The sequence below is a fragment of the Cyanobacterium aponinum PCC 10605 genome, assembly GCF_000317675.1.
Lineage (GTDB): Bacteria > Cyanobacteriota > Cyanobacteriia > Cyanobacteriales > Cyanobacteriaceae > PCC-10605.
In genome coordinates this window covers 1,036,968-1,062,260 of sequence record NC_019776.1, presented here as the reverse complement: position 1 = coordinate 1,062,260, position 25,293 = coordinate 1,036,968, and the positions used below count along the sequence as shown (strand labels likewise).

General features: G+C 35.6%; 14 protein-coding genes. 9 read left to right on the top strand and 5 right to left on the bottom strand.

Annotation, left to right across the window (positions count from 1 at the left end; translation table 11 throughout):
* Nucleotides 1–206: 206 nt before the first annotated feature.
* On the top strand, nt 207–1,145 hold the full coding sequence (gene rbsK / locus CYAN10605_RS04330; protein WP_015218726.1) for a ribokinase: 939 nt from the start codon (nt 207–209) through the stop codon (nt 1,143–1,145).
* A gap of 370 nt (nt 1,146–1,515) precedes the next feature.
* Here rbsK and CYAN10605_RS04325 read toward each other — a convergent pair whose 3' ends face one another.
* Both CYAN10605_RS04325 and CYAN10605_RS04320 read right to left on the bottom strand, forming a co-directional pair.
* A complete protein-coding gene (locus CYAN10605_RS04325) occupies nt 1,516–1,869 on the bottom strand; it encodes a metal-sensing transcriptional repressor (RefSeq protein ID WP_015218725.1) in 354 nt (117 codons plus the stop codon).
* Nucleotides 1,870–2,383: 514 nt separating this feature from the next.
* A complete protein-coding gene (locus CYAN10605_RS04320; RefSeq protein ID WP_015218724.1) occupies nt 2,384–2,812 on the bottom strand; it encodes a SufE family protein in 429 nt (142 codons plus the stop codon).
* 89 nt (nt 2,813–2,901) lie between these two features.
* Here CYAN10605_RS04320 and CYAN10605_RS04315 point away from each other — a divergent pair, with 89 nt between their 5' ends.
* The 3 genes from CYAN10605_RS04315 (at nt 2,902) to CYAN10605_RS04305 (ending at nt 7,699) form a co-directional block, all read left to right on the top strand.
* Nucleotides 2,902–3,312, top strand: a complete 411-nt coding sequence (locus tag CYAN10605_RS04315) for a hypothetical protein (RefSeq protein ID WP_015218723.1) — start codon at nt 2,902–2,904, stop codon at nt 3,310–3,312.
* A 123-nt stretch (nt 3,313–3,435) separates the two neighbouring features.
* Nucleotides 3,436–4,791 carry a tRNA (N6-isopentenyl adenosine(37)-C2)-methylthiotransferase MiaB gene (gene miaB / locus CYAN10605_RS04310; protein ID WP_015218722.1) on the top strand — a complete coding sequence of 452 codons (1,356 nt, stop codon included), beginning with the start codon at nt 3,436–3,438 and terminating at the stop codon, nt 4,789–4,791.
* 379 nt (nt 4,792–5,170) lie between these two features.
* Nucleotides 5,171–7,699, top strand: a complete 2,529-nt coding sequence (locus tag CYAN10605_RS04305) for a plasma-membrane proton-efflux P-type ATPase (protein ID WP_015218721.1) — start codon at nt 5,171–5,173, stop codon at nt 7,697–7,699.
* A 182-nt stretch (nt 7,700–7,881) separates the two neighbouring features.
* On the opposite strand, the gene CYAN10605_RS04300 is transcribed toward CYAN10605_RS04305, so the two are convergent.
* The gene (locus tag CYAN10605_RS04300; protein ID WP_015218720.1) at nt 7,882–11,229 is read right to left on the bottom strand and encodes a PAS domain S-box protein; all 3,348 of its coding nucleotides are present in this window, start codon (nt 11,227–11,229) and stop codon (nt 7,882–7,884) included.
* A 680-nt stretch (nt 11,230–11,909) separates the two neighbouring features.
* Between CYAN10605_RS04300 and CYAN10605_RS04295 the strand changes: the two genes are divergently transcribed.
* The 5 genes from CYAN10605_RS04295 to CYAN10605_RS04275 all read left to right on the top strand — a co-directional run bounded on the left by CYAN10605_RS04295 (nt 11,910) and on the right by CYAN10605_RS04275 (nt 22,014).
* Nucleotides 11,910–13,013 (top strand): hybrid sensor histidine kinase/response regulator, encoded by a 1,104-nt coding sequence (locus tag CYAN10605_RS04295; protein WP_015218719.1) that lies wholly within the window; start codon nt 11,910–11,912, stop codon nt 13,011–13,013.
* Nucleotides 13,014–13,128: 115 nt separating this feature from the next.
* The gene (locus CYAN10605_RS04290) at nt 13,129–15,444 is read left to right on the top strand and encodes a heavy metal translocating P-type ATPase (protein WP_015218718.1); all 2,316 of its coding nucleotides are present in this window, start codon (nt 13,129–13,131) and stop codon (nt 15,442–15,444) included.
* 421 nt (nt 15,445–15,865) lie between these two features.
* On the top strand, nt 15,866–17,314 hold the full coding sequence (locus CYAN10605_RS04285; protein ID WP_015218717.1) for an efflux RND transporter periplasmic adaptor subunit: 1,449 nt from the start codon (nt 15,866–15,868) through the stop codon (nt 17,312–17,314).
* A 372-nt stretch (nt 17,315–17,686) separates the two neighbouring features.
* Complete coding sequence (gene argZ, locus CYAN10605_RS04280; RefSeq protein WP_015218716.1) at nt 17,687–19,804, top strand: bifunctional arginine dihydrolase/ornithine cyclodeaminase; 2,118 nt, start codon at nt 17,687–17,689, stop codon at nt 19,802–19,804.
* 743 nt (nt 19,805–20,547) lie between these two features.
* Entirely contained in the window at nt 20,548–22,014 is a 1,467-nt protein-coding gene (locus CYAN10605_RS04275) for a glycoside hydrolase family 13 protein (RefSeq protein WP_015218715.1), read from the top strand.
* 102 nt (nt 22,015–22,116) lie between these two features.
* On the opposite strand, the gene CYAN10605_RS04270 is transcribed toward CYAN10605_RS04275, so the two are convergent.
* Both CYAN10605_RS04270 and CYAN10605_RS04265 read right to left on the bottom strand, forming a co-directional pair.
* Complete coding sequence (locus tag CYAN10605_RS04270; protein WP_015218714.1) at nt 22,117–23,778, bottom strand: ABC1 kinase family protein; 1,662 nt, start codon at nt 23,776–23,778, stop codon at nt 22,117–22,119.
* Entirely contained in the window at nt 23,775–25,130 is a 1,356-nt protein-coding gene (locus CYAN10605_RS04265) for a sensor histidine kinase (RefSeq protein ID WP_015218713.1), read from the bottom strand. Before CYAN10605_RS04265 ends, CYAN10605_RS04270 begins: the two co-directional genes overlap by 4 nt.
* Nucleotides 25,131–25,293: the final 163 nt, after the last annotated feature.

The following is a 25,293-nucleotide window of genomic DNA, read 5'->3' as shown; positions in this document are numbered from 1 at the left end:
TAATATTCTTGGCTCTCTAACTTTGAGTATGTAAATTGTTGATCAAGGTAGGGAACAGAAAATTATTAAATAATAATTTATAAACTTTTACTATAAATCTTGTCCAGTAGGCTTTAGACGCTTTATTTTTTATTACTTTATCATAACAACTATACAACTATAAAAGAGTCATATTCTTTATTTAAATAAATTATCAGGTAATAGTAATGAAAAAGGTTATAGTCTTTGGTAGCATCAACATGGATTTAGCTGTCACTGTTCCTTACTTACCATCTAAGGGTGAAACCTTAACAGGTAATAATTTTAATCTTAGCGGTGGCGGGAAAGGTGCTAATCAGGCGATCGCCCTCTCTCGTTTAGGAGTAAATACGGAGTTGGTTGGTAGGGTAGGAAATGATGAGTTCGGCAAACAATTAAAAGAAACCTTAACGGATAATGAAGTAAACCATGACCACGTTATTATTGATGACAACCACCCTACAGGAGTCGCAATCATTACCGTAGAAGCATCAGGGGATAATCAAATTATTGTGGTATCTGGTGCTAACGGTGCAGTTAATGAACAGGATTTAGCTAACCTTGAGTCTCTTTTACCCTCTGCTAGTTATTTATTGTTACAATTAGAAATTCCTCTTTGGATAATCACAGAAGCGATCGCCCTTGCCAAGAAATATAATGTAAAAGTGATATTAGATCCAGCACCGGCATTAAGGTTAGGAGAAGATATTTACAAGGAATTAGAGATAATTACACCCAATCTGATAGAAGCTAGTCAGTTGTTAGGATACGAGGTAGATAACTCAGAAACAGCCCAGAAAGCAGGTGATTGGTTCTTAGATAGAGGAGTAAAAACAGTAATTATCACAATGGGCGAGAAAGGAGTGTATTGTGCCACCAAAGAACAGAAATATTGGGTGAGTACACCATCAGTAACAGTGGTGGATACAGTAGGAGCAGGAGATGCTTTTAATGCAGGGCTAACAACAGCGTTAATAGAAGGTCACCCATTACCAATAGCAATACAATGGGGTGTAATTAACGGTAGTTTATCCGTTACGAAGTCAGGATCGCAATCAGCTTTTGCTCATCGTCACGAATTTGACCAAGCATTAGGGCAATATGAGTTAAACCTTGAGATTCTCTAAATCTTAGGGTAACCTGAGTTTTGGTTGAGCAGATTGAGGTAAAATCTATTCTAAGCGAAGGCGAGGCCTCTTTGGTTGATGACAATATGCGCTCGGCGTAGCCGCACCTTCGGTGACCAATCCACATAATATATTGACACAAAAATTTATTGATAAACGATGACGAGAATGTTCTATTTGTGATATATTTTTGAGCTAATCATTGAGAGATAAGTTTTTGTTGCCATTGAGATTCAAATTGTTGGCAAAAATGATCGATGCGACAAAATAAATAATCTAAATTAAACACAAGGCAGTAGTTAGTTGATGGTTTGCTATATTCAGCTTACTATCTGCCTGTTTTCTTATCCAAAACTGAGGTTAATTAACTTTAAGAAGGCAAAAAGCGATCGAGCGCTGATTTTAAAGCCGCTATTTCTTCTTCTATTCCTCCCTCTTCTGCTGCCCGAGTAATACACTCGCTCAAATGTTCATCCAAAATTAATCTTGCTACTCTATCTAATGCCCCACGAATTGCCGCAATTTGAATTAAAACTTCAGGGCAATCTCTACCTTCATTGATCATGGTTTTTATTCCTCTGACATGACCTTCTATGCGAGACAAACGATTGATTATTTTACGCTGAGATTCTTCGCTGTGAATATGACCGTGATGATGTTGTTTATTATTGTTGTGAGAATGTTTATGTTGTTGCGGATTATTTTCTGGGAAAACTGTGGTCATGAATTTCTCTTATTTTGATGATAACTTTGATAACTAGATATAATTCTAACCTAATCCAATAACTATCCAGACTTATATCTTAAACTATCTGAGTTGGATATAAAGTTATCTAGTGGTGGCACAGAAAAGGCGATACCTCCTTAATAAGCAGGGCTGTTTCATTTTCGAAAAAGAAAAAGAGGGGGAAGTCGGGGCTTAGGGTATTGGGGTGTTGGGGTTCGGAGGTGTCAGGTTTCAGGTTTCAGGTTGCAGGTGGTAGGGGGATGAGGAGATGAGGGGAGAGGGGGAAACAAGTAATGAGTTCAGAGAGTTCGCTCAAGCGCTCGTACACTCCTTTCAGTCGTGAACGGAGTTTTTAATTCTTAATTCTTAATTCTTAATTTTTCCTTTGCCCCTTGCCCTTTGCTAATTGAATTTTTGACGACTCTCACCATTAATAACATTGTTTGCCGTCATCTACGATAACTTTACTCAAACTCGTTATTTAATGGGAGTCTTACGTCAACGAGATAATCTAATGGCTGAGAAAAATAGCTTGTTGTTGCATCTTTTTGAAAATGTTAATAAAACCATTGGCACGAGAAGGGGTGAGACTAACTTGGAGTCCTGTTTCTTCGATAAAATCTGGAGTGAGGGTAATAATTTCTTGAGGAGTTAAACCATTTAAACCAGCAATTAAAAAAGCCACCAATCCTTTTACTAATTGTGCATCGGAATCTCCTTGATAAAATATTTTTCCTTGGTCAAGAGTGGAGGTAATATATACCTGAGAAACGCAACCAGATACTTTATTTTCTGGGGTTTTTTCCGTTTCTGGCATGGGTTCTAATTTTTGGGCATACCATAATAACTGCTCATATTTTTGCTTAGGATTATCACGGCGTTTAAATTTTTGTACAATTTTATCTAATTTCTCGGGTCGGCTATGAGTATTCGATGACATAAATAAAATTTAGTGAATAATTTATTGAACATTTGATCACTATATCTAGTCTATGGTAAAAAATATCTAGTTACCAAGAACTAAAGACGATGATTCTTAAATTTTCTCACCCTTTTTCTTATTTATGGTTAGCCACAATGGTTTGTTTAATCTATGGTGGAAATATGGGGGAAGTTCAGGCTCAAAATCAAGAAATAAAAGGGATGACGGGGGGAAATAAGAATAGTGGTGACTGTGGTTATGTCAGTGATAAACCTAATTATGTTCTTCAATTAAATGAACAAGCCTATTCTTTGAATGTAATTTTAGAAACTCAAGCAGAAAAACCCAGTTTATTAATTTTAGGACCGGGAGAGGGCGATCGCTTCTGTATTCTGGGAGACACAAAATCAGGAAAAAATCCTCAAATGGGGGGAGTATGGGCGGCAGGAAAATATTTAATCTATGTGGGAGACTCTCAGGGAAGTCAAAATCCTTTTACTCTGAAAATTTCACGCTAATGCGGATGACTGAATAAATCAATTAAAATAGGGGATTATTCTCGTTTATTACTATATGTGGATGCGTGACGTTTACTATCGCTTTACGGATCGCCCTGATTATTTTATATTAAATCTTAAATTATGAACCAAGAAAAACGTCTATACAATATTACAACCTTTGGTTGTCAGATGAACAAAGCCGATTCAGAAAGAATGGCTGGAATACTAGAGAATATGGGTTTTGAGTTTACAGAAGATCCCAATCAAGCAAAAGTTTTAGTCTATAATACTTGTACCATTAGAGATAATGCGGAACAAAAAGTATATTCTTATTTAGGCAGACAGGCAAAGAGAAAACATCAAGAACCTGATTTAACTTTAGTTGTGGCTGGATGTGTGGCACAACAGGAAGGAGAGCAGTTATTAAGACGTGTGCCTGAATTAGACTTGGTTATGGGACCTCAACACGCTAATCGTTTAGATAGTCTCTTAGAACAAGTGTTTGCAGGAAACCAAATTGTTGCCACCGAACCCATACACATTTATGAAGATATTACTAAACCCCGTCGAGAAAGTGAAGTTTCTGCATGGGTAAATATTATTTATGGTTGTAATGAAAGATGTAGTTACTGCGTAGTCCCAAATGTTAGGGGTGTAGAGCAATCGAGAACTCCTGAAGCCATAAAAGCGGAGATTGAGGAGTTAGCCAAGCAAGGTTATAAGGAAATTACTCTTTTAGGTCAAAATATTGATGCTTATGGGCGTGATTTACCCGGGGTAACAGAAACGGGCAGACATAAACACACTTTGACAGATTTACTTTACTATATCCATGACATAGAAGGTATAGAGCGTATTCGTTTTGCCACTTCTCATCCTCGTTATTTTACGGAACGTTTGATTAAGGCTTGTTATGAATTGCCTAAAGTCTGTGAGCATTTTCATATTCCTTTTCAATCGGGAGATAACGAAATTCTTAAGGCAATGAAACGAGGTTATACCCATGAACGTTATCGGGATATTATCGCTAAAATTCGTGAGTATATGCCTGATGCGGCAATTAGTGCCGATGCGATCGTTGGTTTCCCGGGTGAAACAGAGGAACAATTCCAAAATACCCTAAAATTGGTAGAGGATATTGGTTTTGATCAACTGAACACTGCGGCTTATTCTCCACGCCCTAATACTCCTGCGGCTGAATGGGAAAATCAGATTGATGAACAGGAAAAAAGCGATCGCCTCCAAAGATTAAATCATTTAGTCGCCATTAAAGCAGGGGAAAGATCCTTGAGATACCAAGATCGCATTGAAGAAGTATTGGTAGAGGATATAAACCCTAAAGATACCACTCAAGTGATGGGTAGAACTAGAGGTAATCGTTTAACCTTTTTTGCCGGAAATTTAGCAGAATTGAAAGGCAAAGTTGTATCGGTGAAAATTACTGAAGTTCGAGCTTTCAGTTTAACAGGTAATGCTTTATCTTTAGCTACTGTTTAACTTAGATTAAAAGGTAGGTAAGGGCAGCAAACCCCCCTTTATCCCCCCTCGAGAGGGGGGAGGGCAAAGGTAAATAGTTGATAATTAAAAATTAAGAATAAAAAACCCCGAACCCTTCGGGCGAATGGCCATTCGCCCCTAACTAACTCCTAACCCCTAACTCATTACTTGTTTCCCCCCATCACTTCATCTCCCTATTTCCCAAAACATTACTTATTGAATTAGCCAAACCGTCAAACCTGTCGTTATTCGATACAATTGCGTTGAACTTGGGTAAAAATTAATAATTATCTCCTCATTTACTAATATCAAAAAATTAATCTTTCGTTTTCGATTAATTATGGATAATGTAAGGTGAAGTTATGAATGAATAAAGATAATGCCTGAAATATCTACTTCATCAATTATTCCTGATGTCTCGAATTTATCCTTAGAGGAGGCGATTAAATCTTTAAATTCCTCTGCTACAGGTTTGAGTAGTGGGGAGGCAGAAAATCGTATTAGTCAATATGGTTACAATGAATTAGCCTCAAAAACCGTCAATCCCATTCTGCAATTTCTTTCTTATTTTTGGAATCCTATTTCATGGATGATTGAAGCCGCAGTGATTTTTTCCGCCGCCGTGGGTGATTGGGCAGATTTTATCATTATCTCTGTTTTACTATTGGGTAATGGTTTAATCGGCTTCTTTGAAGAAAAATCCGCAGGGGATGCCGTTGCCGCCCTAAAAGCACAATTAGCCCTGAATGCGATCGCACTTCGAGATCAAAAATGGACTTCTATACCAGCAAAAAACTTAGTACCCGGGGATGTTATTCGCATCAAAATCGGTGATGTTTTACCTGCTGATTGTATGTTACTTGAATGTGACCCTCTGAAAATTGATCAAGCGGCGTTGACAGGGGAATCTTTACCCGTTAATCGTAGCACAGGAGAAATAGTCTATTCTGGTTCAGTATGTAAAAAAGGACAAGCGGAAGCCATCGTTACCGCCACTGGAGTCAATACCTTTTTCGGAAAAACCGCCAAATTAGTTGCTGATACAGAAAACAGCAGTCACTTTCAAAAAGCAGTGTTAAAAATCGGTAATTTCTTAATTATCATTGCGATGGTTTTAATCGCTGTAATTGTTATCGAAAGATTGCTTAGTGGTGAGTTAGAAATAGTAAGATTACTGAAATTCTGTTTAGTCTTAACCGTCGCCTCTATCCCCGTTGCTATGCCTACAGTATTATCTGTTAGTATGTCCGCCGGGGCGCAACAATTAGCAAAAAGAGATACGGTAGTAACGAGGTTGTCATCTATTGAAGAATTGGCAGGGATGAATCTATTATGTTCTGATAAAACAGGTACTTTGACCCTTAATCAATTAACTCTCGGTGAACCCTTTTTAATGCCCAATGTCAGCGAAGAAGACTTAATCTTAATGGCAACCCTTGCTTCTCAAAGTGATGACCCTGATCCCATTGATAGCGTTATCACCTCTAATTTAACCAACACGGAACAATTAAACAACTATCAAGTTACTCACTTTACTCCTTTTGATCCCATCAGTAAACGAACTGAAGCCCTTGTAAAAACTACAGAAGGGAAAAAATTTGCCGTTAGTAAAGGTGCTCCCCAAGTTATTCTCGATTTAGCTATAGATAAAGGAAAAATAAAAGCGAAAGTCAATAATGCGATCGAATCTTATGCTAAAAAAGGTTATCGTGCTTTAGGAGTGGCTAAAACCAATGAGCAAGGAGAATGGCATTTATTAGGAGTTATTTCTTTATTTGATCCCCCCCGCCCAGACTCAAAAATGACCATCACAGAAGCCGGTAAACTAGGCGTACCAGTCAAAATGGTAACAGGGGATCAAGTCTTAATCGGAAAGGAAACTAGCCGTCAATTAGGACTCGGTACAGATATATTAGATGCTAAAATCTTTCGAGAAACTCCAGCTACCATGATCGCTCAATTAGACGAGCAAATCTTACAAGCCGATGGCTTTGGACAAGTTTTTCCTGAAGACAAATATCACATTGTGGACACTTTTCAAAAACATGGTAATATTGTCGGGATGACAGGAGACGGGGTTAATGATGCTCCTGCTTTGAAAAAAGCTGATGTAGGAATTGCTGTTTCTGGGGCAACCGATGCGGCACGGGCGGCGGCAGATATTGTCTTACTATCTCCGGGGCTGTCTGTCATTGTTGATGCCATTAAACTGAGTCGGCAAATTTTCGCCAGAATGACTAACTATACCCTATATCGTATTACAGCAACGGTACAGATATTGGTATTTACCACCCTAGCAATTTTATTTTTCGACAGCTATCCTCTAACAGCGATCATGATTGTGTTATTAGCCTTGCTCAATGATGGTGCAATTATGACTATCGCCTTTGATAACGCTAAGATAGCACCAAAACCACAACAATGGAAAATGAGTGAGGTGTTAACCACTGCCAGTGTTTTAGGCGCAATTAATGTTACTGCGACCTTTTTAATTTATTTCCTAGCGAAGAAATATTGGACATTTTTTGAAGTTACTGATAAATTACACCCAGCCGCCGCAACTCCGTTACAAACCCTAGTTTTCTTTAATATTGCCTTATTAGGCATGATGACTTTATATTCTGTGCGCACAAGGGATGCTTTTTGGACTTTATCCCCTGCTAAACCCTTTTTATTGGCAACGGGAATTTCTGTCACCATTTCCACATTATTAGCCATATTCGGCTTTTTCGATCTAATTAAACCTATTGGTTTTGCGTGGGCTTTATTTAACTGGGGTTATTGCTTTATTTGGTTTTTAATCCTCGATCGCACTAAAATAACCATTAAATCTTTATTCGACAAAAATAATCACGGATTAGGTAGTAAATATCTCAAACAGTGGGATAAATTGAAAATGAGAATTTGACGCTCCCATACCTAAAGGGGATCAGGTGATAAGGGAAGAGGGGGAAATAAGTTCTGAGTTTTTAATTCTTAATTATCAACTATTTACCTTTGCCCTCCCCCCTCGAGAGGGGGGATAAAGGGGGGTTTGCCTCTTGCCATTTTTGCCATCACTTAGAGATGAAAATTTATCTCGAACTCCAGTTAACAAGGTATATTAATAGAAAAAGTTGTTCCCTGATTGATGACACTTGTAAAAGTAATAGTGCCTTTGCAAAGGTTAACACATTCCTTAACGATAGGGAGTCCTAATCCTGTACCTTGAATATTGCCTACATTATCTCCACGATAAAAAGTATCAAACAAATATTTTTGGTCATTGACGGGAATGCCAATACCCCTATCTTTAACCTGCAAGATAATATTTTTAGCCTCTACAATCAGTAAAACATCGATACGACTATTAACCCCAGAGTATTTGACACTGTTAGACACAAGATTCGTCAAAATTTGAGTTAGTAATTTAGGATCTAAAAGTCTATTATATTGCTCTTCTTCGAGGGATGATTCATTATTTATTTCAAATATGATTTGATATTCACCATAGGTATTTTGTAAATGATTCACTAGATGCAGACAAAAATCCTTAATATTTATTTGTTGGGGTTGATAGTGTAATTGTTTTGTTTCTGAACGATTAATTAATAATATATCGTCGAGTAACTCAGTGGTATGTTGAATATAAGTTTCTATAGTATTAAAGTGTTCTGCTTGTTGTTCAGGGGAAAGTCTATCTCTAAAACTCTTTAAGATGCCCACAGAAGAGGCTATAACCGTTAAGGGAGTGCGAAATTCATGGCTAGTAAGGTTAATTAGTCGAGATTTCAATTCATTGACTTCTTCGGCTTTAGCTAATGCTTCCCTCAATTGCCTTTCTGATTTTTTTCTTTGGGTGATATCACGGCAAACACAAATTAAATAACCTTTATCAGTAAGAGTTAAAGATAATTCTTCAGGAAAAGTTGTACCGTCTTTCCTTTTTGCGATCGCTTCTCCTGTCCATTTTTTATTTACCATTAATAGAGGGAAAATCTCTGTTTCAATAAGATTAATTTGATCGGTTTCATAAAGACAACGCCAATTATTTTCGGGTAAGTCTTCAATGCTAGAATAACCGAATATTTCTAAATGTAATCTATTCATATATATATAGCGATCGCCCTCTAAAATTGCCAAACCATCGGCGGCAACATCAAAAGTAGCTAAATTACGTTCAATAATTTCTTGAGCTTCTTTTCGCTCTGTAATATCGTAGCGAATAGCAATATATTGGGAGATAGCTTGATAGTGATCAAAAAAAGGAACAACAACCATATCAACCCAAAAATAACCACCATTTTTCTTAATGTTTTTTACCTCTCCACGCCAGATATTACCTTGAGAAATAGTCATCCAAAACTCTTGCCAAAATTCGTCAGGATGATAGTGAGAGTTTACAATTCGATGATTTTGTCCTAATAATTCTTCTTGGGAATAACCAGAAATTTGGCAAAATTGATCATTAACATAGGTAATATTTCCATAGGGGTCAGAAATTGTTACAATTGCCGATTGATCCAAAGCCGATTTAAAATTCAATAACTCTCTAGTATGTAAATCAACTTTATCTTCTAATTCTCGATTTAGCTGTTGCAGATATTCTTGAGTTTGACGGAGCTCGGTAATATCAGTCAAAATGCCCACGATGCGGTAAATTGAACCCCGTTTATCTTTAACGGTAAAACTTTTGTGATTAATCCAACGAATTTTTTTATCAGGTCTAATAATTCTATATTCGACCTCGGTATTTTCTCGATAATGGTCATAAATTAATGTAGGGTTTGTTAACCAATGATTAGTTAAATTTTTGTAATCTGAAGGATGAATAGATTTTAACCATATTTCTGGATTTTTTAAAACTTTTTGTTGTGACAAACCCCAAATTTTCTGAAAAACAGAACTGAGATAAATTAACTGATTTTTTTGAATATCAAAAATATAGAAAACTTCTTCTATATTCTCAGCTAACTGGCGGAATTTTTCTTCATTTTCAGCAAGATTTTGTTCATATTCTATGCGTTCACTAACATTTCTCAAAATTACTAAATTAGCTAATTTTCCTTCCCATTCTGTGGAGGATACTCTGACCTCTTCAAATAATTGCTGTCCATTTTTATCGACTAATGTTAAATCTAAAGGCTGATTATTAATAATCGGAATATCAAATTTATTCCCAATAATATTTTCATCTGCTTTTTGTAAAATTCTTGTGGCTTCAGCATTAGCAAAAACAATAGTCCCCTCTGAATCAACAATTAAAATACCTTCAGAAGCATCATTAATAATTCTATCCAGTTTATTTTCACTTAAAGTTAGATTTTTTTCAATTTGTTTTCTCTCTTTAATTTCTTGATTAAGTTTATCTACTATTTTTCTTAGAATAGACGTTTTTTGTTTAACCCGATTATTTAATAATAAATTAAAGTCTTCTAAGGTTTTTTTAATTTGTTTATTTTCATTTAATGAATGTTTTAACTTTTCATTAGCAAGATAAATTTCAATATTTTGTTTTTCAATTTGGTTTTCTTTTTCTTGTCTCTCGATCGCTGTTAAAAGTGGTAAGATAAAGCAGTCTTGCTCGATGTTTTTTTGTCCTAAAAAGATAGATTTTATCAGATAGTCTTGCGCGCCTTTTTTAATCGCATTTAAAGCGACTTTTTTTTGATATTCAGCAGTTAGGACAATAGTGGCAATTTCCGGAAAGTTCTCCTTGAATGTTTCTAGGGTACTCAATCCTTGACTGTCCGTCAAATTAAGATCTAAAATCACCAAATTAAAATAGTTTCTGCCATAAACGGTGACAGCATCTTTTCCTTCTTTCAGAGTTGAATAGTGAATAACATTAAATTTATAGTCTGACTCTAAGCCCAAACGTCTTTTAAGTATTTCTACAGTGGTGGCATTATCCTCGATCATCAGTATATTTACTGACTTTATTTTTTCCAAACTCTGTTCATGATTCACAAATTGGGCAAAAACTTTTAATTGATTTTCTAATTTATAGATGCGATCGCGCAATAATTCTATTACATTAGTCATTTCGATAGGATTAAGAGAACGCAACAAAGAAGTTTGAGTAACAACCCCCACTAACTCCCCTCTTTTATTGCAACAAACCAAATGACGAACCTTTTTCGTTTCCATTTGTTTTTGCAACTCCCATAAAGACGCAGAAGGGCTAATAGAAAAAACTGGGCTACTCATCACCTTTTTTGCCTTAGTTTCTGATAAATCAAGTCCTAAAGCCTTATATTGCAAAATATCTCTTTCTGTAATTATTCCTTTTACTTTATTTTTTTCAATCACTAAAACACAACTACCACGAGAAAATCTCTGACACTCATCACTATAATTTGAGAGTAGAGAACAATGATTATTACATTCACTCATTAAAGCAATAACTGCCGAGAGTTTTGTTCCCGGAGAAACAGTCAAGGGTTGATAGTCAATCATTTATTTTTTATATCATAAGAGTTGTTTTTGATAAATTTTGCTCAGCATTATTCAATACCCTTCTTATTGAATCGTTCAAATTAAACTCAAAAAAAATAGTCTTGCTAATTTCTGATAATTGTAAAAGTATCCAACAGTTAATCTGTCAATCTTTTTGGGATTTTAAATATTTTTGTTGAATGTTTTAAATATTAACAAAAAATAATCAAAATAATTCTTACTGCCCACGTTTTTTATTTTCCCAATGTTCAAAATAATTTTACAAACTTCTTTTATTATATCAATAATATTTTAAACTTAAAAAGAGAATATTGTATTTTCTACTTACTCTTTTATTTTGAAAATTACAAGATCAATGATATATACATAGGTATGCAAAATGATTAAAATAAAAAAATAAAGTATTTATTCATAAGTGTTGATAATATAGCAAAATATTGTACTTAAGTATAAAGTAATTTTATAAAAAAATGACGATCATAAAAAAGAATGATAGAGCATTAGAAAATAAATTATAATGATACTGTTAAACAAAAACTGTTTAGACAATTATCAAAAAAGTACAAAGAAAAAATATATAAAAGCAATGGTAAAAATAAATATAAAAAAACATTACAAGCTAGAAACTTTTTAGAAATAGATCTAAACATTAAATTTATTATCAAAAACTATCTCAAGCTATGGAAAAAATTTTGGTCATTGAAGATGAAATAAACATTGCTAGAAATATTAAACAAATCCTAGACCTATCAAACTTTTATACTATTACTGCTGACAATGGAAGCGAAGGAGTTGAACTTGCAAAAGAAGAAATGCCTGACTTAATTTTATGCGATGTAATGATGCCCAATTTAGACGGTTATCAGGTTCTGACGGAATTAAAAAAAGATGGTAAAACCGATAATATTCCTTTTATTTTTTTAACAGCAAAATCCGATCGCCCCTACTTTCGGAAAGGAATGGAATTAGGTGCTGACGATTATTTAACTAAACCTTTTACTCCCGATGAATTGTTTACGGCAGTGAATACATGCCTAGCAAAACATCAAAAAATGAAGAAACAAGCACAAGACAAAATTGATGAATTAAGTAGTCGAATACAAAAAGCCTTGCCCCATGAACTTTATACCCCTTTAAATGGCATGATGGTATCTGCTTCATTGCTGAATGAATACGCTGAATCTATGAGTGTCGAAGAAATTAAAGACATGGCAAAGACTCTTTTAGATTCTTCTCAACGATTACATCAAATTAGTGAAAAATTTGTTCTTTATACCTATTTAGAATTTCTTACCAATAATTCCGAAAAATTAGAAGAAACCCGTCAAAAACAATATAGTTGTTTTACAAAAACTATTATTGAAAATATTGCCAAAATAGAAGCAGAAGCATTTAACAGAAAATCAGATTTAGCTTTGGAGATAGAGGAGGCATCTATTAAAACTTCAGAGAGTGATTTACATAGAATAGTCAAAGAATTAGTTAATAATAGCTTTAAATTCTCCCATCAAGGGCAGCATGTTAAAATTTTAAGTAAAATTAGCGATGATGATTCTTACCATCTATTTATAATCAATGAAGGTAAGTGCATGACATCAGAACAATTAGAAGAAATTGGCTCATTTCGACAGTTTCACCAAGAATTTTTCTCTCAAGAAGGTTGCGGTTTAGGACTAGCAATCGTCAAAAAATTAATCAATATCTATCAGGGTTCAATTAGAATTGAAAGTCTTATTAACAACCAGACAGTGGTTCATGTCATTTTACCTCTAGGTGAGGCATAAGTTAGTGTAAGTGTAGTGAATAACAAAGTCTTGTTAACTATTTGAAAGAATCGACATTAGCCGATTACTAAAAACACTCAATTTTAATAATTTCCTATAACTTATTTAATTCATAATGATTTCTCTTGAATCTAAACTTAATTCTATTGATACTCTTATTCTCGATATTCAAGGCATGAAATGTGCCGCCTGTGTGAAAGCGGTAGAAAAACAAATTACTCGACATCAAGGGGTTATTTGTGCTAATGTCAATTTGATTACCGCCGTAGCTTCGATCGAGTATGAAAAAGGCTCAATTCAACCTCAGTCTTTGGCAGAAAAATTAACCGCATTGGGTTTTCCAAGTCAGGTTAGGCAGGGAGAAAGAATAGAAGAGGAACAAAAAAACAAAATAGAAGAAAAACGAAAACAAGAACAGCAAAAAAGGATTTATGAGTTAATTAGTGCAGGTTTACTGCTTCTTTTCTCCATTATTGGACATTTACACCATTTTGGGATTCATACAGGGACTTTTTTCAGTAACATTTGGTTTCATTGGGCATTAGCAACCCTTGCTTTGTTGATACCGGGTAGGGAAATTTTACTTAATGGTTGGCAGGGTTTATGGCACGGTAAACCGAATATGAATAGTTTGGTGGGTATTGGTGCAACTACCGCTTATCTCACCAGTTGTATTGCTTTAATTTTTCCTGAATTGGGTTGGGAATGTTTTTTTGATGAACCTGTTATGTTATTGGGGTTTATTTTCTTAGGTAGAGTATTAGAATCAAATGCCAGATACAAAGCAATGGATTCTCTGGAAACCTTACTGGGTTTAAAACCGCAATTTGCCCGTTTAGTGGGTAAAAATAATTATGAGGAAGACCAAGGTGTTAAAATCCCGGCAGTAGGAGTTAAGGTTAATGAATGGGTTAGGGTGTTGTCAGGGGAGCAGTTTCCCGTTGATGGAGTGATTGTAAAAGGGAAAACCATTATTGACGAGTCGTTGTTGACGGGGGAGTCTTTTCCTGTATCCAAGGGCGAAGGAGATAAAGTGTCTGCGGGTACTATCAATCAAGAAAATATGGTTATCGTCGAAGCCGTTAACACGGGTAGTAAAACTGTTTTAGGGCAGATTATTGCGACGGTAGAAGAAGCTCAAACTCGTAAAGCACCTATTCAAAAAATAGCTGATGTGGTGTCTGGTTACTTTGCCTATGGCATAATGGCGATCGCATCTTTAACTTTTTGTTTTTGGTATTTTTGGGGAACTGAAATTTGGGCAAATCTATTGACAGAATTAGATACGAGCAAAGCCATTTTGAGTGTGAAATTAGCCATTGATGTTTTAGTTATAGCTTGTCCTTGTGCGTTAGGTCTAGCTACCCCCACCGCTATTTTAGTGGGTACAACCATTGGAGCTGAAAAAGGACTGTTAATCAAAGGAGGAGATATATTAGAGCAAGTTAAAAACCTGAAAACCATCGTTTTTGATAAAACAGGCACAATAACCGAGGGTATCCCTTCTATTACGACTATTCTTTCCTTCCATCCAGAATTTAATCATCAATCGATTTTACAAATTGCGTCTAGCTTAGAAATGGTTTCCAATCATCCCCTCGCCCAAGGCATTATTAAACAGGCTCAGAATCAGTCTTTAACAACCCTTAAAACCCATGAATTAAGTGCAGTTTCAGGAAAAGGGGTGAAAGGAATCATAGAAATCAACGAACAGTTATCATGGTTTTATTTAGGTAATCCGTCATGGCTAGAAGATCATCAAATTAGTATTACTACCGAAATCTTGGAACAAGTTAACCCTTTAGAAGCACAGGGAAAAACCGTTGTCTATTTAGCTCAGAATAGCCATATTGTCGGAGTAATTGCCCTTGGGGATAAGATTCGACCTTTTGCCCGTGAAACAGTAAAAAATCTGCAAAATATGGGCTTAGAAGTCATGATCATGAGTGGCGATCGCCCCGATGTAGTGAAATATATTGCCGAAAAAGTGGGGATTGAGCAATACTATGGTGATTTAACCCCTCAAGGGAAATGTGATTTAATCCAACAAATTCAACAAAAAAACCCCCATCAATTAGTAGCAATGGTGGGAGATGGCATCAATGACGCTCCGGCTATGAGTACCGCCCAAATTGCGATCGCTATGGCACAAGGAGCAGAAGTTGCTTTAAAATCAGCAGGGATAGTTTTAACAAGAGGGAAATTACCAGACTTAATCACCGCCATTAACCTGAGCAAAATGACGTTAAAGAAAATCAAGCAGAATCTTTTTTGGGCATTAAGTTACAATTTGGTTGCTCTTCCCATTGCCGTAGGCTGTCTTTTACCCTCTCAACATTTTTGGTTAAATCCTAGCACTGCTGGAGCTTTTATGGCTTTTAGCTCCATTTTTGTCGTCACAAACTCCCTCTTACTAAAATATACTCGGTGAGGGAATCGAAAAACAGAAAAGGAAGATAATAGATGCGATCAACGCCATCGCACCTTCGGTGAACGAACTTTGAAAAGAGTATCGGGGTTATAAGTGATGAAATTACCGAACGGAGACAAAGTAAAGCAAATTCAAATAGAAGAAAAACTAACCACTTATATATTAAGAATATCGGACAAGGTTAGGTGTCAGGTGTTGAGGATAGGGGGATGAGGGGATAAGGGGATGAGGGGAAACAAGTAATAAATAAATAATAAGTGTTCGGAGTTTTTAATTCTTAATTCTTAATTTTTCCATTGCTCTTTGCCCCTTTTAACTTTGCCCATGACCAAGAAAATTTATTCAGAACTCAGGTTAGAATAAAAAAAGCATCTTAATAAAAGTTAATCTTATTTCCACCAGAAGCGACTAGAGGCAAAAAATGACTCAAAAATGGGAAGATAGTCAACCAAAGAACGGAAAATTATTCGTGACATCCAATGACAGTAAAAAAAATGATTTTCCAAACCGAGAAATTTCCCCACAAACTCAAGAAAAAAAACAAGGTAACAATCTCATTTTAGGTTTATTACTTGGGGTTATCGGAACATTCATTATTATGAAAGTAATTGAAACAAAAACCTCTACAACCGCTAATAACGTTTCTACTCCTCAAACACAAATACCTGCAACCAGTTCTAGTCAAACAATTACTACTGTGAAAGCGCAGATTACACAGATAGCGAATAAGGTAGAAACCACAGGCACAGTCTCCGCTTTTGAGTTAATACCTGTAATGTCTTCAGCCAGTAACTTACAGATAAAAGAGGTTTTAGTAGATGAAGGAGACATAGTTGCTCAGGGAGATATTTTACTTCGTTTAGATGACACCATTCTCAAAGCAGAATTAGCTCAAGCCCAAGCAGGGGTTAGTCAATCTCAAGCAAGATTAGCAGAATTAAAAGCAGGAACAAGAAAAGAAGAATTAGCAAGGGCGAAAGAAAATGTAACCTTTGCCCAAGCGGAAGTTAATCAAGCACAATCAGATTTACAATTGGCCGTAACCAGATTAGAAAGAAATAAACAACTAGAAGCAGAAGGGGCAATTCCTAGGGATAGATTAGATGAGTTTATTAACAATAAGTTGAGTCAGGAATCTAATTTAATTCAGGCACGGGCAAGATTAGCAGAAGCAAAACAAAGATTGCAAGAGTTAGAAGCAGGAGAAAGAGAAGAAGTTATTACTCAAGCTGAAGCAAATTTAAGGGAGGCAAAAGCCAGAGTTAAATTAATTCAAGCAAGGTTAGCAGAAACAATTATTACTGCTCCCACAGGGGGCAAAATAGCGGAAAGAAATGCTAGAGTAGGCGATGTAACCTCATCTTTTAATTCTCAAAAATTATTTACGATCATTGAGGATAAAAGACTAGAATTACAGTTAAAAGTACCAGAAAACCAGCTAAAAGATATTAAAACTGGACAAGTTGTTAATATTTACTCTTCAGCGAATGACAATATTCAACTAAAAGGAAAAGTCAGAGATATAAATCCCATCATCGATTCTGAATCCCGTCAAGGAATTGTCAATGTTGATTTGCCCCCTGATACTAATTTACAACCGGGGATGTTTGTACAAGCAACAATTATTACTTCTATTAAACCTAGTTTAACAGTGCCAATGGCGGCGGTTTTACCTCAAGTTGATGGGAAAGGATTAGTTTACACCCTACAAACGGATAATACAGTTAAATCTCAGCCTGTGACATTAGGGGAAATAATCGGTAACGATAGAGTAGAAATCTTATCGGGATTAGAGGTCGGAGATACGATCGCACTTCAGGGAGTCAATTATTTACAAGATGGTAGTCAAGTAAAAGTAGTCACTAATTAACCTCAGTTTGGTTAAAGAATATCGGATAAGAGTAGGTGTTAGGGATGGGGGGGGTGAGGAGATGAGGGGATGAGGGGATAAGGTGTCAGGTTTCGGGTTTCAGGTTACAGGTTTTAGAAGAAAGTAATAAGTATTCGGAGTTTTTAATTCTTAATTCTTAATTCTTAATTCTTAATTTTTCCTTTGCCCCTTGCCCCTTGCCCTTTGCCCCTTACCCTTTACCCAAAATGTCATGATTCCTAGACATAGCCGACCAAAGAGCAGAAATACTCACAAGGGAAAGATATAATTGGATGTTGGCACAAACTAATTATTTTAACAAAACCCCGAATCTTAGTTTAAGCCTTATAGTAAGTTATCAGATAATTATTTATGACTGACAGTATCCGCATTTTGATGTGTCCCCCTGATCACTACGATGTTGACTATGTGATCAACCCTTGGATGGAAGGAAACATACACAAATCTAGTCAAGACCGTGCCGTTGAGCAATGGCAAAAATTATACCACATTATTAAAGAATATGCCATTGTGGACTTAGTAACTCCTCAAAAAGGTGTCCCTGATATGGTATTTACCGCTAATGCGGGTTTAGTTTTGGGAGATAACGTTGTCTTAAGTCGCTTTTATCATCCTGAAAGACAAGGAGAAGAGCCTTTTTTTAAACAATGGTTTGAAGAAAATGGTTTCACTGTTTATGAATTACCCAAGGATTTACCCTTTGAAGGAGCAGGAGATGCTTTATTTGATAGAGAAGGGCGCTGGTTATGGGCGGGTTACGGTTTTCGCTCAGAATTAGATTCTCACCCTTACATTGCTAAGTGGTTGGATACAGAGGTTTTATCTTTGCGGTTGATTGATAATCGCTTCTATCATCTTGATACCTGTTTCTGTCCTTTGAAAGACGGTTATTTACTTTACTATCCCGAAGCCTTTGATAGTTATTCTAATCGTTTAATTGAGATGCGTGTACCCGCAGAAAAACGTATTGCCATTGATGAAGCCGATGCGATTAATTTTGCCTGTAATGCGGTAAATATTAATGATGTCGTCATTATGAATAAAATTAGTGACGATTTAAATAGCAGAATTACGGAAAAAGGTTTTAAAGTTATTCAAACACCTCTGACAGAGTTTTTAAAAGCAGGAGGAGCGGCAAAATGCCTTACTCTAAGAGTAACTGAGCCAATTTTAGAGGATGTTCATGCTAATGTTTCCGTGGTTAGTAAAGTCTTGAAAATGGAAGGACATCTTCTCGATTCTGGTTTGATGAATCGGGCTTTAGATATTATTGTTAAAGAGGGCGGTAGTTTCAAAGTTCTTAATTTTAACCTCGGTTTAGAAAGACAAAGTCCATCTAATGCAGAAGTCCGAGTATCTGCACCTTCTAATGATGTGATGGAGGATATTATCAGTCAATTAATTGACTTAGGAGCTGTTTCTACTCCTGATAAACAAGTGGATGCTAATCTCGAAACCGTTGTTAAAGCAGGGGTTTCTCCTGATGATTTTTATGTGACTACTATCTATCCTACGGAAGTACGTATTAACGGTTATTGGGAACGAGTAACGAATCAACGCATGGATGCAGCGATCGTAGTTTCTGAAGAAAATGAAGGAATAACTGCTACTTGTAAGTTATTACGAGATTTAGAAGTGGGAGAAAAAGTAGTTGTTGGCGTAGAAGGAATCCGCACAGTGCGATCGCCCCAATCCCGAGAAGAAAGAAATAAAACCCAAGAATTTAGTTTTATGAGCGGTGGTGTTTCTAGTGAACGCCGTGTGGAATTATTAGTAGAACAAATCGCTTGGGAAATGCGCCATATACGGGATCAAGGAGGAAAGGTAGCCGTTGTGGCAGGTCCTGTGGTTATCCATACTGGTGGTTCAGGTCATCTTGCCCGTTTAATCCGTGAAGGTTATGTTCAATGTCTATTAGGAGGAAATGCGATCGCAGTTCATGACATGGAACAATCTCTGATGGGAACATCTTTAGGGGTAGATATGCGTAAAGGCGTACCTGTAAGCGGTGGCCATCGTCATCATTTAAAAGTCATTAACATGGTGCGTCGCGCTGGTAGCATCGCCCAAGCAGTAGAGCAAGGCATTATCAATCAGGGAATTATGTATGAGTGCGTGAAAAATAATATCCCCTTCTGTTTAGCGGGTTCAATCCGTGATGATGGCCCTTTACCTGACACTTATATGGACTTGATTAAAGCTCAAGCAGAATACGCTCGTCTTCTCAAAGGCACAGACATGATTTTAATGTTATCCACCATGTTACATTCTATCGGTGTTGGTAATATGACCCCTTCTGGAGTAAAAATGGTGTGTGTGGATATAAATCCTGCGGTTGTAACCAAATTGAGCGATCGAGGTTCAATTGAATCTGTTGGTATTGTCACTGATGTTGGCTTATTCCTCAGTTTATTAGTACAACAATTAGATAAATTAACTCGTCGTTATGAACTGACTTCTGCTAGTTAACCTCAGTTCTGTTTAAGAATATCTAATAAGGTTAGGTGTCAGGTGTCAGGTTGCAGGTGTTAGGGTGATGAGGAGATGAGGAGATGAGGGGAGAGGGTTAAGGCAATTTTATCGTTATTTCTAAGAAGAAGCTATAAGGTTTTCTGACTACGAGAAAATAATGCTTTCAGCTTATCCAAAACTCAGGTTAGTTAATCAGTTTTAATCAGTAGTAATAAGCAATACCTGAGTTGAGGGTTAGGAGAGTTCCCTGCGCTCGTACACTCCTTTCAGTCATGAACGGAGTTTTTAATTTTTAATTCTTAATTTTTAATTCTTAATTATCAACTATTCATCTTTGCCCTCTCCCCTCGAGAGGGGAGATAAAGGGGGGTTTACCCCTTGCCCTTTTAACTTTTCCTTTTCTCCTGCAACGAAAATAGTATTTTAAGTCAACTACCTCAATGCACTGAGTTTTATTCCCAAGTTTGCGTTTGGTAAGCCTTTTGCCTTCAGTGTACGTATAGGAAACCTTTAAGCTATATAGACTTGACATAGGAATATTTTATCTTAAAAAGGCAATGGGCTTAAGCCCATTGTTATCCTTTTCCCTTCTCCCTGTCCTGATTAAATATTATACCATAAAATTTTATAAATTCAAAGCATTTTCAATATTTAAGATTAAGAAACATATCAAACTTGACAAAATTCAGGTAATTCATTGTATGGTTAACTAGAAGTTGCACAACAAAAAAATCATTGTAATGGTTATCAAAACACCAGAATGGGTTAAGGATGCAGTTTTTTATCAAATATTTCCCGATCGCTTCTCCATGGGTAAACCGCCTCAACCACACTATAACAATCATATTAAGGCAAATAATCTTGAATCATGGCACAGTCAGCCAACTCCTCAAGGATACAAAGGGGGAAATTTTTGGGGAATTATTGATAAGTTAGACTACATCAAAGATTTAGGTATTAATGCTATTTACTTTACTCCTATTTTTCAATCCACCTGTAATCATCGTTATCATACCCATGATTATTATCAAGTTGATCCCTTACTAGGAGGAAACTACGCTTTTCAAGAGTTTTTAAAACAGGCACATCAACGTGAGATAAAAGTTGTGCTTGATGGGGTTTTCAACCATGTGGGGAGGGGATTTTTCTTTTTTAACGATATTCTGGAAAATGGTCCTTTTTCTGCTTGGTTAGATTGGTTTAAGGTGGAGAAATGGCCTGTTTCTGCCTATGATGGCTCTTTACCTGCTAATTATGCCAGTTGGGTGGGCAATCGTGCTTTACCCCAATTTAATCATAATAATCCTCAAGTTAGGGAATATATTATGCAGGTGGCAGAATATTGGTTACATCAAGGAATAGATGGTTGGCGTTTAGATGTACCAGACCAAGTTAAAGTCGAGGGTTTTTGGCAAGAATTTAGAGAAAGAGTAAAAAACATTAATCCAGAAGCCTATATTGTCGGGGAAATCTGGAAACCTGCTGAAAAATGGCTAGATGGTACTCAATTTGACGGAGTAATGAATTATCAATTTACAGAAGCTACTTTGGCTTTTGCTGGAGGCGATCGCATTTTACGTCAACACGTCGATATTCCGCCCTATTATCCCTATCCTCCCTTAAATCCTCGTAAATACGCCCAAAGAATTCACCATTTGCTTAATCTTTATGATTGGGAAATTACCCTAACCCAACTCAATCTTCTTGCTAGTCACGACACAGCTAGATTACTAACCATCGCTGGAGGAGACATTAAAACCGTTGAAATCGCCACTCTACTGTTATTTACTTTCCCCGGCGCACCGAGCATCTATTATGGAGATGAAGTGGGATTATTAGGAGGCTTAGATCCTGATTCACGTCGTGTTTTTCCACCACCACAATCATGGAATCAAAATTTACTGAAATATCACAAAAATTTGATTCAATTAAGACATAAATATATTGCTTTAAGAAGGGGTAATTATCAACCTTTATATGCAGATGAACACATTTACATTTTTAGTCGTAAATATTCTGAAGAAACGATTATTGTTATTATTAACATAGATACTCAACCTCGAAATATAACATTAAATCTTTGTAATTTCCCCATTAAAATTAACGAAAAAATCTTTGGAGATAGTACTTTTATTTATGAACAAATAGACGGAAAAGAAAATATTGTTTTTAATTTACTGCCCCGTAGTGGTAGTTTGTTTATATAACCTCAGTTCTTGTTTAATAATATCGGATAAGGGTTCGGGGTTAGGAAAGAGGTGTCAGGTTGTAGGTTACAGGTTTAATTACTAATTGCTAATTGCTTGTAATTATTTTAATAGCTTTTCTGCTACTATTAAGCGAAAGAGCGATCGCACCAAAAACAAACTGAATAACCCTGTTAATCCAAACAAAATAAAAGCCCAAATATGATACAAAGTTGATACGAGTAAAATGCCCCCCAACAGAGAAAAACCACTCAAACAGGCATAAATTAGAGCTTTGATAGCAAGGTAAATACTTTTGTTGATTCTTTCTGCTTCCAAAGAACGAGAACGCAGTTGTAACTCTCCTTGTTCTAAGCGTTGTTGAAATTGTGAAAAAGCGGTTTCTAGGCGACTGGGCTTTAACAACTGTTTTTGAATAATATTTTTTCCCTCTCTAGCAATCAATAATAAAATATTAGTCGGATTACTAGAACGAGTAAGATTCCTGACGAAAGGTTGACTCGCCGCTAGTAAACTATAATTTGAGTCTAAAGTACGGGCGATACCATCTAAGGTGGTTAAAGCCTTGATAATGAAAGTTAATTGGGGAGGTAGGCGGAAGGGCTGTTGTTCAAACATAACATAGATTTCCGCACTGATTTCTTTAAAAGCGTTGACATCGATGGGTTTGTCCAAAAATCTTGTCAGGGAAAAACTGATTAAACGCTTTACGGCTGTCATATCTCCCACAGGTTCGATTAAACCCATATAAATCAAAGTATTTAAGACCTGATCAGTGTCTTTTTGTAACATGGCAAAGAATGTTTGTACCATCTGCTCTTTTGCTAATCCTTTCACCTCTGCCATTGCCCCAAAATCATAAAAAATAATTGCACCTTCGTCATTTACAGCCATATTACCGGGGTGAGGATCTGATTGAAAAAAACCGTCTTCTAATAGTTGTTTTAAGTATGTACAAATTCCTAGCTCAATTAGGGGTTTTATTGGTATTTCTTTTTTTAATAAAGCCTCTTTATCGTTAATTTTAATACCGGGTAAATATTCAAGAGTTAATATTTTTTTTGTGGTGTATTCCCAGTAAACTTTGGGGACAATTATTTTAGGTTCTTTTTGAAAATTAAACCGAAATCTATCAGCATTTTCTCCCTCTTGTAAATAATTTATTTCTGCAAATAAAATCTCAAAAAATTCTTGATAAATAAGGTTTAAATCATATTTTCTAAAACTAGGAATAAAACGATTTCCGATACCAATTAAAATTTTTAAAACTTTAAAATCTAATTGAAATAATTGCTCTAATCCCCTTCTTTGAACTTTAACAACTACTTTTTCTCCCGTTTTTAGTTTGGCTCTGTGAACTTGCCCTAAACTTGCCGCCGCAATGGGTACACGTTCAAATTCTGCAAAAATATTCTCAATATTATCCCCTAATTCTAACTCAATAAGTGCGATCGCATCTTCTGATAAAAATGGAGGAACACGATCTTGTAATTGACTAAATTCTTCTACATATTCTAAAGGAATTAAATCAGGACGAGTGGACAGAGCCTGACCGATTTTAATAAAAGTAGGGCCTAACTTAATTAATTTTTTGACTAACCATCTTGCTCTTTTTTTCTTTTGTAAATCCCTATTATTTTTGCTGATAAAATCTAATAATAATAACCAAGAAAATTGTAAAATAGTAATTGTAATATCCCACTGACGAGCAAATAAAGAATATCGGTTTCGATCCCATGATAAATTATAATTAATAAATCTCATTCTTTCCCTACCTTCCCAAAATTTGGAAAAGTAATAACAAAAGTATTTAAAAAACGATCAGTTTGACTAGAAGGATTACTTTCCACAGTAATAATTCCGTTTAAATTCTGTACTAAAGATTGTACCAAAGCTAGTCCTAATCCTGTGCCGCTATTGGTGACATTCTCCACACGGCTACCCTGATAAAAAGGCTGAAAAATTAGACTCTCTTCCGCTATGGAAATGGGAAATCCGCAGTTTGTCACCTCGATAATATTATCAGAATTTTGCTCATAAATTCGTAAGATAATATCTGTATCTTCGTGAGAAAATTTACAGGCATTATTAATTAATTCTCGAAGAATCAAATTCAGACTATTTAAATCAGTATAAAGATAATCTAAAGAGCTATCGATTACTAAATTAATTTGCTTATAATGCAATTCTTGAGAGAAAAAATTGTACAATTCTCCTAATAATGGTTGTAGATAAATTTTTTGTGACTCAACATCAATGTTATTGCTTTCTAATGTTTGTAGTGCTAATAAATTATTAACTAAATTAATTTCCTTTTCACATTCATCAGCTAATATATCTAAATAACGGATACTTTGTTCATTTTTATTAAGCAATTTCAGCATTTTTATCCCCATTTTCATGTTAGCTAAGGGGGTTTTTAAGGCATCACTTAAACTAGCAATAAATTCATCTTTTATCTTATTAACTCTCCTTAGCTCATCCACGTAATTGCGTAATTTTTGACCTAATTTTGCTTGAACTTCCAAACTTACTTGTAACTGAGAAGTCCTTTCATTTACAAGGGACTGAACTTTTAAAAAAGCCTGTTCATTAACAATGGAATTAGTAATTTTTTTTGCCATCCATTTTGCTAATTCTATTTCAGCATTACTCCAGCGTTTTTCTTTATTATTTTGAATAATATATAAACCTAAAATTAGGGGCTTATTAATATTATTACTGATTCTTTTTTTGAACAAAGGAACTATCACTAAAGATTTAGTTAAATCTAGGAAAAAAACTTTTTCAATATCTTCTAAAATCCCTAGTTTTTCTAACTGTTTTTTACTACTTATTTTGATAATTTCAGGTGCTTTTTTCCAAGCGTAAGTAGTTAGAGGGGAATCTAATAAATCATAGATTAACTCACTTTTTTCTTTACCATTATGCCCAGAGGAATTATATTGATATAAAATCTCTACTTTGGTTGAACCCAGAATTTCTGTTATATTTTTTAGAGATACGTGATTATATTTAAACTTCAGAACTAAAATGCGATCGAATTTCAGTATTTCTGCTGTTTCTGCAATATCGGGTTCAAAAATACCATCCATTTTGAGAATAAAAAAATTCACAGCTAGGGTTAATTATACTGGTAACGCCATAGATTAGGTTTTTTCCTGAACAATATTACTTTAACTTAATGTCAATGTCGAAAGAAATCCCACGCTTAGTTTTCCATCGCAAAAAAAATAATCAAACAAGCGATGGGACGGGGCTTTTAAAGAGCGGAAATAG

What these genes read in the sequence shown, in the direction of transcription:
- rbsK (WP_015218726.1), top strand. Translation starts at nt 207, where the DNA reads ATGAAAAAGGTTATAGTCTTTGGTAGCATCAACATGGATTTAGCTGTC.
- CYAN10605_RS04325 (WP_015218725.1), bottom strand. Translation starts at nt 1,869, where the DNA reads ATGACCACAGTTTTCCCAGAAAATAATCCGCAACAACATAAACATTCT.
- CYAN10605_RS04320 (WP_015218724.1), bottom strand. Translation starts at nt 2,812, where the DNA reads ATGTCATCGAATACTCATAGCCGACCCGAGAAATTAGATAAAATTGTA.
- CYAN10605_RS04315 (WP_015218723.1), top strand. Translation starts at nt 2,902, where the DNA reads ATGATTCTTAAATTTTCTCACCCTTTTTCTTATTTATGGTTAGCCACA.
- miaB (WP_015218722.1), top strand. Translation starts at nt 3,436, where the DNA reads ATGAACCAAGAAAAACGTCTATACAATATTACAACCTTTGGTTGTCAG.
- CYAN10605_RS04305 (WP_015218721.1), top strand. Translation starts at nt 5,171, where the DNA reads ATGCCTGAAATATCTACTTCATCAATTATTCCTGATGTCTCGAATTTA.
- CYAN10605_RS04300 (WP_015218720.1), bottom strand. Translation starts at nt 11,229, where the DNA reads ATGATTGACTATCAACCCTTGACTGTTTCTCCGGGAACAAAACTCTCG.
- CYAN10605_RS04295 (WP_015218719.1), top strand. Translation starts at nt 11,910, where the DNA reads ATGGAAAAAATTTTGGTCATTGAAGATGAAATAAACATTGCTAGAAAT.
- CYAN10605_RS04290 (WP_015218718.1), top strand. Translation starts at nt 13,129, where the DNA reads ATGATTTCTCTTGAATCTAAACTTAATTCTATTGATACTCTTATTCTC.
- CYAN10605_RS04285 (WP_015218717.1), top strand. Translation starts at nt 15,866, where the DNA reads ATGACTCAAAAATGGGAAGATAGTCAACCAAAGAACGGAAAATTATTC.
- argZ (WP_015218716.1), top strand. Translation starts at nt 17,687, where the DNA reads ATGACTGACAGTATCCGCATTTTGATGTGTCCCCCTGATCACTACGAT.
- CYAN10605_RS04275 (WP_015218715.1), top strand. Translation starts at nt 20,548, where the DNA reads ATGGTTATCAAAACACCAGAATGGGTTAAGGATGCAGTTTTTTATCAA.
- CYAN10605_RS04270 (WP_015218714.1), bottom strand. Translation starts at nt 23,778, where the DNA reads ATGAGATTTATTAATTATAATTTATCATGGGATCGAAACCGATATTCT.